The following is a 9391-nucleotide window of genomic DNA, read 5'->3' on the forward strand; positions in this document are numbered from 1 at the left end:
GCCAAGAAGATCGTCGGCAGGAAGCGAGGCATCATCACCGACACGCTCGGGCTCCTCCTCGCCGTGATCGTCACCGCCGCGAGCCTCTCCGAAAAAGCCGTAGGAATACAGCTTCTCGACCAGGCCAAGAAGACGTACCCGACCATATCCAAGTCCTGGTTCGACACCGGCTTCAAGAACGCCGTCATCGAGCATGGCGCCAACCTCGGAATCGACGTCGAAGTCGTCAACAGAAACCCGGAAATCCGCGGCTTTCACGTCGTCAAAAGGCGCTGGGTAGCGGAACGAAGTCTCGGCTGGCTTATGTTACGCCGGCGCCTGTCCCGCGATTACGAGACCCTTCCCGCCAGCTCCGAAGCCATGATCCACATCGCCTCGATCGACAACCTCACCAAGCGCATAACGGACGAGACCACACCCACCCTGCGAGGAACCTACCAGGACATAAGGGGTGATCATCTCAAATCAAACGCCCTCTAAGAAACATGCTTGTCTCATCTGTCACGGGCGGCACTTCCCAAGTGCACAGGCATAGCCGAACGTCACTTGGTGCGTCAGCAAGCTGCGGTCTTGGGTTCTGGCGGGTGTGTGCGTATGCGGCCTGCCGAGCCGGATCGCTGCGGCATGGCGAGTGCTGCCTTGAGGGCTCGCATGGTGACCGAGGCGACGGCGCAGCGGCTCCTGTCCAGCTCCTCCCTCGAGCCGAGATCGTCGGGGACGGTGGGCCGGTTCTCTTACAATCCGCTTCAGGTCGGCAGGGGGGAGGGGCTCGTGGCCAAAGCGCTCGTAGTCGGGATGAGCACTTTTGACGAGAGCACGCGGACCTCGGGCGATCCGCTCGCCCGGCCCCCCGTTGGGTCCGTTGCCGTCCGTCCGGGCCGTCGCCCCGGAACTGGCCTGCTGGATAGGCACCCGGGGGTGTCACTGCACGGGGACAGCGCACGGCTCGACCTGGTGTACGACGAACTGAAGGACCCTGGGAGTACGCCTACGACGACTGCACGCGTAGCGGTGCCGGGCTGATCTTGCACTTCATCGGGCACGGCATCAACGGCCGGACCGGCAACTCCCTCTACCTGGCAACCAAAAACACCGATTCCGGCCGCCCCGACCGGACGGCCGCCAACATCGGCCGATGGCTCGATGAGGTGGAGAACGCCGGCGACGGTCCTCCCGTGCTGTTCCTTCTGGACGTCTGCGGCTCAGGTCGCGTCCCTCTGCAGCAGTGGCTGCACGGCCTGCCGGCCGACCGGAGACGCGCCTGGGTCATCGCCGCCTGCGCCGAGGACGGAAAGGCCTACGGGGCACGGTTCTCGCGGGCCACGGGCGCCGTCCTGAGCCGGTTGAAAGCCGGCTGGCTGGACTTGTCTCCCAGCCTTACGCACGTGCCGGTGGAGACCTTCGCGCAGGAGATCGACCGGGAACTGACGCGTCTGGCACAGATCGAGGGCAGTCCTCCTCAGCGGGTGCTGCGGACGGCGCACCCCGAGGCCGACGTTCCTGTTCCGCCCTTCCTCAGCCATCCCGGCTTCCGCGAGACCCCGGCCGCTCGCTGCCGGCAGCACCTGGAGAACGGCCTGTGGCAGTTCGCGTCGGCCGTCGACCCGCCCTCGACCCCCTGCATTTCGTCTCCCGGGCCTCCGGAACCCCGCACCAGCAGAACGTCGCCGGCCGCTGCTTCTTCACAGGCCGGAAAAAACAGTTGGAAAAGCTGAAGGAGTGGCTCGAGGACGACCCGGCGCGGCGGATCATGGTGGTCACCGGAAGTCCGGGGTCGGGGAAGTCAGCGCTCCTCGGTGTCCTGGCCTGCCTGGCGCACCCCCAGCTGGCGGAGGTGTCCTGGACGATCAGGTCCGTCGTCCCCCGGCACCTGCGCTTCAACCGGCCTCCGCTGCTCGCCGCAGTCCACGCCCGGCAGCGTGATCCCGCCGCGGTTCTCGCCTCCATAGCTGGTCAACTGGGCCTGGGAAGTGCACCGTTGAGCCGAGAGTGACCAGGAGTTCGACATCAGGCAGCGGGTGGGCGCTCCGCTCGGGCTGCCCTGCGGGGTCTTCGACATGCTGGAGCCCGCGCCTTCGGGTGGCCGTGGCAGTCGGCCGCCCGGCCTGCACCGCTGAATGAACATCGCGGACCTCGGCGACCTGGTCGCCGTGCCCCGGCGCCTGGGGGACCGGTTCGACGTCGACGGCCACTACGAGCACCACATCGCCGCCGTCGACTTCCACACGCTGAACAGCTACCTCGGCTGCGGTCTGGTCGCCACTGCCGTGGCTCCGTACCTTTCTTGATGCGGCCGTGACCAGGCGGCGCTCACGGGAAGCCAGAAAGCAGGGCGAGTCAAAAGAGGGCGGTGAGCGTGCCGAACAGCATCTGGTACCCGCCGAGCGGTGCGGCCAGGACGGCCGGCGTCATGTGACTGGTCGGCGGCACCTGGGCCAGCGACGCCGTTGTGGACCTCGGCTCTGCGCGGGGCCGGTACGAGTACGTCACCAACATCGGCTTCGCCGCCCGACCGCCAGGCGGCGCACCCGCCCCGGGCAGGCCCGCGCGAACGAACCCGGCAGACCGCCAGCGGCCTGCCGGTCCCGGCGTTCCTTCCACGGGTACGACCAATCCCCCACATGGGCGATATCCGCGGCGCCCGGTGACCACAGCCGTTGCCGGTCCGCTATCAACCGCACATGCTCAACTCTGTGTTGTTGCGGCCTGGCCGCCGCCACGCTCGGCGTCCTGCCCCTCACCGGCTCACCCTCCGCTCACGCCGCAGAAACCGTGCCCCTGACCGAGGCCGTTGCCCATCTGCCTGTGGGCAGCGAGTCCCGCGACAGCCTCCGCCACTGGAACGCAGGGGCAACGATCCGCACGACGGCTGCAACACGCGTGCCAAGGCCCTCAAGGCGGAAGCGTTCGCCGCACCCGAGCAGGGGGCGGACTGCTCGCTGACGGGAGGGGAGTGGTACTCGCCCTACGACGACCGCTCCATCACCGGTTCCCGCAGCCTGGATATCGACCACCTGGTGCCGCTCGCCGAGGCCCGGGACTCCGGTGCCTTCGCCTGGAGCGCTGGGGGAGCGGGAGGCGTACGCCAACGACCTGGGCGACGAACGGGTGCTGATCGCGGTGTCCGCGGCCAGCATCCAGTCCAAGACCGACGAGGACCCCAGCATGTGGCTGCCGTCGGCCGAGGTCTACCGCTGCCGGTACGTCACCGACCGGGTGGCCGACAAGACCCGCTGGGGCCCGAGCGTGGACGCCGCCTGGCAAACGGCCCGTTCCGAGCAGCTGGGGTATTGCCCCAACGCTCCGGTCACGGCGGCTCTGGCCCGGTAGGAGAGCGCGCCCCTCGGCCCCTCCGAGTCAGCCTCGCCCAGCCTTTCCTCGCTGCTAGCCGGGCGCGTCCCGGATGCTTCCCGAGGACGCCCCCGCGCGGCGGCTCCTGGCCGGAGGTGCCTAGAAGTCCGCGGACGGCGGCGGTGGCTCGAGTGACGGTCTACTCCGCCAGGATGCTCGCTTCAAGCTCCCGGCAGCCCCGCATCACACCATCACTCACACGGGTAAAACGCCATGCTTCACCCGTTGCCGCCCATACATTTCCCTCATCAACGCCCCTGATAGGAAGGAAAACCCATGACCCCCGCACTTGGAAGAACGCTCGCCTCCGCCCTGTCAGCCACCGTCCTCGCCGCAGGACTGGCCCTCGGCGCCGCCACCCCAGCAAGCGCCGCCACCTGCCCCTCGTCCGCGTCCCCCAAAATTCCGGGCGCTCAGGCCCACTGGACCCTGAGCTGCACCGGCAAGCGCCTGAAGGTCTACGGCTGGGTCGAGGACACCCGCGCCGACGGGGACTGCGCGTTCGTCAGCGTCTCGGCAGGCAACGGCCAGAACCGCGTGGAAGACGCGTGCGGATGGGGCGAACGGCGCAACTTCGAGTTCACCTTCGACGGGACGAAGACGGCGACAGCGCGCCTGTACCTCGACAACTGAAACCGCACCAGCCAAGAGGGCGGCCTTCGAACGTCCTTCCCGCGCCTCACCCTGAGGGGCGGGAACACCGGCACCGCCCCGCGGATACTGCGGATGCCCTGGAGGCGCCCTGCCAGCGGATCCGCAGAGCGGTGATGCCGACCAGACAACGCCGTACCCAGCCAGTTTGGTGATTCGCGTGTGCTGACCACGACGGCCGGGGATCCCCAGCCCCAGTTGGGTCCCCGGACCAGGGCGAGGGAGAGCGCGCCGATGGCGGTGATCAGTGTGGCGCTGCCGGGACCGGGCAGCGCCGTTTCGAGCGGGCGCGCGCCGCGTGGCGAGGTGGCCCTGGAGCGCACCGACCTCCCAGCCCGCGAGCGGCTCCTCGGTGTCTTTGCCCCGCCGCCGGCCAGGACGCGGATCCGCGGCTGCCCTTCCACAGTGCCGCCGTGGAGATGGCCGGCACGGACGCAGCCGTACGGGATGCGGTGATCGCGCAGAAGCGGGACTTCGCCCGGCGCCTGACCGACACCGCCCGCGAGGCCGGCGCGGCCGATCCTGAGTCTTTGGGCGGGCAGCTGGCGGTGCTCTTCGAAGGCGCCATGGCACTGGCCACCTCCCTCGACGACCCGGGGCCCGTCCAGGACGCGTACGCAGCCGCCGTCACGCTGGTCGACGCGGCTGTCGGCCGACCCGCCGGGCAGGGCTGACGGGGGCCGCCCCAGCGCCCTGACGGGCCGAGTATGCCTGCCCCCCGATCGACGGTCCGGTGGGCGGACGGCTCGCGCGCACCGGACTGTCCGCACCGCCATGCCCTCGGGCGTTCCCGGGGCGGGCTGACTCCCAAAGGGGGAACCCGCACGGTGCCGCCGACGCCTTGGTAGCCCTTGTCGGCCCAGCAGCGCACGCCTGACTGGGCCAGGGTGTCGATGATGCCGTGGGTGCGGGCGTGGCCTGACATCGGAACACCTCAGGCGGGCCCATGTTCACAAATCGCGATGGCCGATGGCGCAGAGCTGATGGCGACCTGACCCAGTGAGTGACGTGCTCCCCGAGGCGAACGGAAGTTCGCGCAGTGGCACGGTTTCTACGACGGAAAGCGAGTCGAGCCAGTGCTCTGCCCACGGCGCTGGGCGGTCATCGGAATACACACAGCTCACGACGTAGGTTCTGAACACCCGTCGACTCCGGCATTCACTCCCATGGCCCACTTTTGTGACCCGGTTGGAGTGCGTGGCCGCGCCTGCCGGTGCGGATGGCTGAACACTCAGGTGCCGTAGGTCTCACGGAAAGCGAGAACGACATGGCAGCATTTCCGGTCCCCGGTTCACGGCGCCGAATACGTCGCGCACACGTCATGGCAGCCGGGTGCGCCGTGGCCCTGTGCACGGCCCTGGCGGCCCCTGTCGCCGCGGACGGCGGCACGACCACGACCAAACCCACCATCGTGCTGGTGCACGGGGCGTTCGCGGACGCCTCCAGCTGGAACGGGGTCGTCGAACGGCTCGAACGCCGTGGCTACACCGTCACCGCCCCCGCCAACCCGCTGCGCGGGCTGTACAACGACTCCACCTACATCGCCTCCGTGCTGGACAGCATCAAGGGCCCGATCGTGCTGGCGGGTCACTCATACGGCGGCGCCGTGATCAGCACGGCCGCCGCGGGCAACCCCCGGGTGAAGTCCCTGGTGTACGTGTCGGCACTGATGCCCGACGTGGGCGAGAGCGGAATGTCCCTGGGCGCCAGGTTCCCCAGCGAACTCGGCACCGCCACAAAGTCCGTTCCCTACCGGGCCGGCGGCGGCGTCAGCGGGACAGACCTGTACCTCAAGCCCGACAGGCTCCATCAGGTCTTCGCCGCCGACCTGCCGGAGAGCACCACGAGGATCCTGGCGGCCACCCAACGGCCCGCCGCAACGACCGCGTTCTCGCAGACGGCCAAGGTGGCCGCCTGGAAGCACATCCCGTCGTGGTCTCTCGTCGCGAAGCAGGACAAGACCATCAACCCCGACCAGGAACGCTTCGAGGCGAAACGCGCGGGTTCACACACGGTGGAGATCGACTCCTCCCATGTGGCCATGGTCTCCCACCCCGAAGCGGTCACCGACCTCGTCCTCCAAGCCGCCACGGCGGCCGATTCCGCCCGGCCTGCGCTGGCCGCCACCGGAACCACCCATGACGCCCGGGCCGAGACCGCACTCACCGGCATCGCAGCCGCCTCATTGATCGCCGGCACAGGAGCCGTCCTCCTGGGCCGCCGCCTGAGGCGCCGCGCGCACTGACGGCGCTCCGGGACGGCGTTCCTTCCTGTGCCGCCGGCGACCGTAAACCGTAAAGGCTTACGGCCGACCTCGGCTGTCTGCGGCCGAGGCGACAGCTTCCTGTGCGCCCGACGCAGCACCCCCGCCCAGCTTCAGCAGCGGTCCGACCCCGTCCTGTCGCTCACGGACCAGGGGATTGCTCGCTCACGCCGCGAGTGGGCTTTTCCAACCTGGCTGGTGACGCGCTGAGTTGGTGTGGGCGCTGGGTGCGGGAAGAGGTGAAACTTCTGGTGGATGGGTTGTCGACCCCAGAGCAACCTGTCCGCCCGGAGCTTCGCGTGCTTGCCCACCCATCGGGGATCGATCTGTCCAGCTCGGCACTTCGGTTCCTGTCCGGCCTGCTACGCGCCCGGCGTCTGGAGCGCGGCACCCGGTGGCGCCGGCTCCCCGCCGACCGGCAGGCTCTGCTGGTGCTGGCCCACCTGCGGTGCGGTCACACCTACGCCCAGCTGGCAGCCGGTTTCGGTATCGGGATCGCCACGGTCTACTGGTACGTGGCCGAGGCCATCGAGCTCCTGGCGGCCCCGGCACCGGACCTGACCACCGCTGTCCGCACGGCGGCGCGGAAGGCGTTTCTGATCCTCGACGGCACGCTGCTGCCCATCGACCGCATCGCCGCCGACCGGCCGTACTACTCCGGCAAGCACAAAAAGCACGGCATGAACGTCCAGGTCCTCGCCGATCCATTCGGGAACCTGCTGTGGGCCTCACCCGCGCTGCCCGGCGCAGTGCACGACATCCGCGCCGCCCGCACCCACGGCATCATCGACGCCGCCGCCCAGTCAGGCGTGCGCTGCTGGGCCGACAAGGGCTACCAAGGCGTCGGCGGCACCGTGCGGGTTCCCTACCGCGGTCGCTGGAACAAGCTGTCCGCAGGTCAGCATGCCGCCAACATCTCCCACGCCGAGATCCGTGCCCTCGGTGAACAGGCCATGGCCACACTCAAAACCTGCGCAAGCTGCTGTGCCGCACCACCCGCATCACCAGCCTCGTCCAGGCAGTCCTCACCCTCCACCTCAACACCTCAAACTGAGGTTGGATAAGGCTCAGCGTCTCCAGTTCGGCGCCGAGATTGTCGCGGCTGGTCATATCCGGCAGGCCGCTCGGTTCGGCGGTGACGAGCTCGCCGTCCAGCGGCAGCTGCCCGTCCGTGGCGGCCCAGGCGGGGGACATGCGACTCGGGCGCCTGCAGCAGCAGATCCCGGCGGGTCATGAGAAGACAGACCAACAGCGTCACCGGCACAACCGCGGCCGCCGCGGCGGCCGGCCCCCACAGTTCGACCGAGAGACCTACCGCCGACGCAACACCATCGAACTCTGCTGCAACCGTCTCAAAGGCTTCCGCGGCAATTGCCACCAGGTACGAGAAGACCGCCACCTCCTACGAGGCGGCGGTCACACTCGCATTCTTCCTGCTCTGGGCAAGATCTGTTTGAAGACGGACGCTGGAAGTGGCACTAATCGCTAGCCTGGAAGGCGTGAACGGCGAGGCGCGACGGCGCCAGGACCTGGCCGACTTCCTCAGAGCCCGGCGGGGCCAGGTCGTGCGCGCCGACCTCGGACTGCCTCCGGTCGGTGGAAGAAGAACCTCCGGGCTGCGCCGTGAGGAGGTCGCTTATCTGTCCAGCGTCAGCGTCACCTGGTACACGTGGCTCGAACAGGGCCGGGAGATCAAGCCGTCCCGGCAGGTACTCGACGCGGTCGCACGCACCCTGCGCCTGTCTGTCGCCGAACACACCTACATCCTCGCGCTGGCCGGCTACTCCGCCCCTCGACCTGCGGCTGAGCCGCTACCCGCGCCGGTCCCGGCCCACGTCCAGCGGCTGCTCGACGCGCTCACGAACTTCCCGGCATACGCGATCGCACCGGACTGGTGCATATCAGGGTGGAACAGAACGTATACGGCCCTGTACCCCAACGTGGTGACCGTCCCAGCCCAGGACCGGAATCTGCTGTGGCTGGTGTTCACCGATCCCTATCTCCGCGAGCTGATCCCCGACTGGGAGGTCAGCAGCCGCCACCTCCTCGCCGAATTCAGGGCCGAGGCCGGGCCCCGGCTGGGCGAACCGCCTTACTCCCATTTGATCGGGCGGCTTCTCGAGGCCAGCGAAGCCTTCCGTGCCGACTGGAGTAGCCGCGACATCGAAATGTTCACCTCACGTGAGCGCGTCTTCCATCACCCGGTCGCCGGCTCCTTGCACCTCGAGCAACACCGCCTGGCGCCCTCGGACCATCCCGATGTGCGTGTGGTGATCTATACACCCGTGCCGACCACGGATACTGCCGCACGATTGCGTAAGATGATCGACGACAAGGCTCCACCCCCGACCTCGCCGGACTGACCTGCCACCGCCGGTCGACGGGTCCGGCCGGGCGGCACCGTACCCGACCGGCATCGACCCCCCTCAAAAGGCGCCAGCCATCCATAGCCGCAACACCTCGCGCACGGGATAGCGCCCACGCTGGTACATCCACTACCACCCTCCACGCTTGACCCCACCCTCCCGCAAGCGCAGGGTTGGGATAAAAGTAACTAAACGGACATTCGTGACGTCGGTGCTTGACCGTGCAGGCGCCACTCGCCCACGGCATGCGCAGGCCACCAGCCTGACGCTCCCTCTCGAGCGGTCACGTTTGGTCCACATTCGGAATCCCTCTTCCCAGGAGACTTGTTATGCGTATTGCCACATGGCCTCTAGCCGCCATGGCCGGCCTAGCCCTCGCCCTGGGCGGCGCCGCCACCTCGGCCGTCGCCGCGCCGGCCAACTCACCGGTGCACGCAGTCCACTACGACAACCACGACCACGGTGGCCACGGCGACCACGGGCGGGGCGACCACGGCGACCACGGCGACCACGGGCGGGGCGACCACGGCGACCACGGCGACCACGGGCGGGGCGACCACGGCGACCACGGGCGCGGGGACCACGGCGACCACGGGCGGGGCGACCACGGCGACCACGGGCGCGGGGACCACGGCGACCATGGGCGACGGTAGCTCCACCTGAGTAGGGGGCCGGCCGTTGGCCCGCCGTCGCCGCGTCAGAGGGCCGTGGTCTCCTTGAGAACTTCGGGGCCTTCCGGTCGCCGACGCCCGGCCGGACC

The 9391-nt window shown here is 68.9% G+C and carries 10 protein-coding genes and 3 pseudogenes; 11 read left to right on the forward strand and 2 right to left on the reverse strand.

All coding sequences use genetic code 11. The features are described 5' to 3' along the window. From ABZV31_RS37785 to ABZV31_RS37815, 7 genes are all read left to right on the forward strand, one after another. Positions 1–480: transposase (locus tag ABZV31_RS37785; protein WP_355901362.1), on the forward strand; the 480-nt coding region annotated here is incomplete at its 5' end. Positions 481–1025: 545 nt separating this feature from the next. After that, on the forward strand, positions 1026–1715 hold the full coding sequence (locus ABZV31_RS37790; RefSeq protein ID WP_355901363.1) for a hypothetical protein: 690 nt from the start codon (positions 1026–1028) through the stop codon (positions 1713–1715). Beyond that, a complete protein-coding gene (locus tag ABZV31_RS37795; RefSeq protein ID WP_355901364.1) occupies positions 1703–1993 on the forward strand; it encodes a hypothetical protein in 291 nt (96 codons plus the stop codon). Before ABZV31_RS37790 ends, ABZV31_RS37795 begins: the two co-directional genes overlap by 13 nt. Positions 1994–2117: 124 nt before the next feature. Continuing rightward, the gene (locus ABZV31_RS37800) at positions 2118–2288 is read left to right on the forward strand and encodes a hypothetical protein (protein ID WP_355901365.1); all 171 of its coding nucleotides are present in this window, start codon (positions 2118–2120) and stop codon (positions 2286–2288) included. 757 nt (positions 2289–3045) lie between these two features. Then, positions 3046–3330: a hypothetical protein gene (locus ABZV31_RS37805; protein WP_355901366.1), complete on the forward strand. Its 285-nt coding sequence runs from the start codon at positions 3046–3048 to the stop codon at positions 3328–3330. Between the two features lie 297 nt (positions 3331–3627). After that, complete coding sequence (locus ABZV31_RS37810) at positions 3628–3984, forward strand: hypothetical protein (RefSeq protein WP_355901367.1); 357 nt, start codon at positions 3628–3630, stop codon at positions 3982–3984. Positions 3985–4415: 431 nt separating this feature from the next. Then, positions 4416–4676 carry a hypothetical protein gene (locus ABZV31_RS37815; RefSeq protein ID WP_355901371.1) on the forward strand — a complete coding sequence of 87 codons (261 nt, stop codon included), beginning with the start codon at positions 4416–4418 and terminating at the stop codon, positions 4674–4676. A gap of 140 nt (positions 4677–4816) precedes the next feature. Here the strand turns inward: ABZV31_RS37815 and ABZV31_RS37820 are convergent. Further along, positions 4817–4915: pseudogene (locus ABZV31_RS37820) on the reverse strand (IS5/IS1182 family transposase); the annotation flags it as partial. A 408-nt stretch (positions 4916–5323) separates the two neighbouring features. Between ABZV31_RS37820 and ABZV31_RS37825 the strand changes: the two are divergent. From ABZV31_RS37825 to ABZV31_RS37840, 4 genes and pseudogenes are all read left to right on the forward strand, one after another. Next, complete coding sequence (locus ABZV31_RS37825; RefSeq protein ID WP_355901368.1) at positions 5324–6247, forward strand: alpha/beta hydrolase; 924 nt, start codon at positions 5324–5326, stop codon at positions 6245–6247. 317 nt (positions 6248–6564) lie between these two features. After that, positions 6565–7319: pseudogene (locus tag ABZV31_RS37830) on the forward strand (transposase family protein). A gap of 189 nt (positions 7320–7508) precedes the next feature. After that, positions 7509–7722: pseudogene (locus ABZV31_RS37835) on the forward strand (transposase); the annotation flags it as partial. A gap of 42 nt (positions 7723–7764) precedes the next feature. Then, positions 7765–8628, forward strand: a complete 864-nt coding sequence (locus ABZV31_RS37840) for a helix-turn-helix transcriptional regulator (protein ID WP_355901370.1) — start codon at positions 7765–7767, stop codon at positions 8626–8628. 425 nt (positions 8629–9053) lie between these two features. Here ABZV31_RS37840 and ABZV31_RS37845 read toward each other — a convergent pair whose 3' ends face one another. Beyond that, positions 9054–9272: a hypothetical protein gene (locus ABZV31_RS37845; protein ID WP_355901369.1), complete on the reverse strand. Its 219-nt coding sequence runs from the start codon at positions 9270–9272 to the stop codon at positions 9054–9056. Between the last annotated feature and the right edge of the window lie 119 nt (positions 9273–9391).

The sequence above is a fragment of the Streptomyces sp. NPDC005202 genome (genome assembly GCF_040608235.1).
Lineage (GTDB): Bacteria > Actinomycetota > Actinomycetes > Streptomycetales > Streptomycetaceae > Streptomyces.

Excerpts from the sequence above, each read along its gene's own strand:
- ABZV31_RS37845 (WP_355901369.1), bottom strand. The coding sequence starts at position 9,272 with ATGGTCGCCGTGGTCCCCGCGCCCGTGGTCGCCGTGGTCGCCCCGCCC.
- ABZV31_RS37825 (WP_355901368.1), top strand. The coding sequence starts at position 5,324 with ATGGCAGCCGGGTGCGCCGTGGCCCTGTGCACGGCCCTGGCGGCCCCT.
- ABZV31_RS37810 (WP_355901367.1), top strand. The coding sequence starts at position 3,628 with ATGACCCCCGCACTTGGAAGAACGCTCGCCTCCGCCCTGTCAGCCACC.
- ABZV31_RS37800 (WP_355901365.1), top strand. The coding sequence starts at position 2,118 with ATGAACATCGCGGACCTCGGCGACCTGGTCGCCGTGCCCCGGCGCCTG.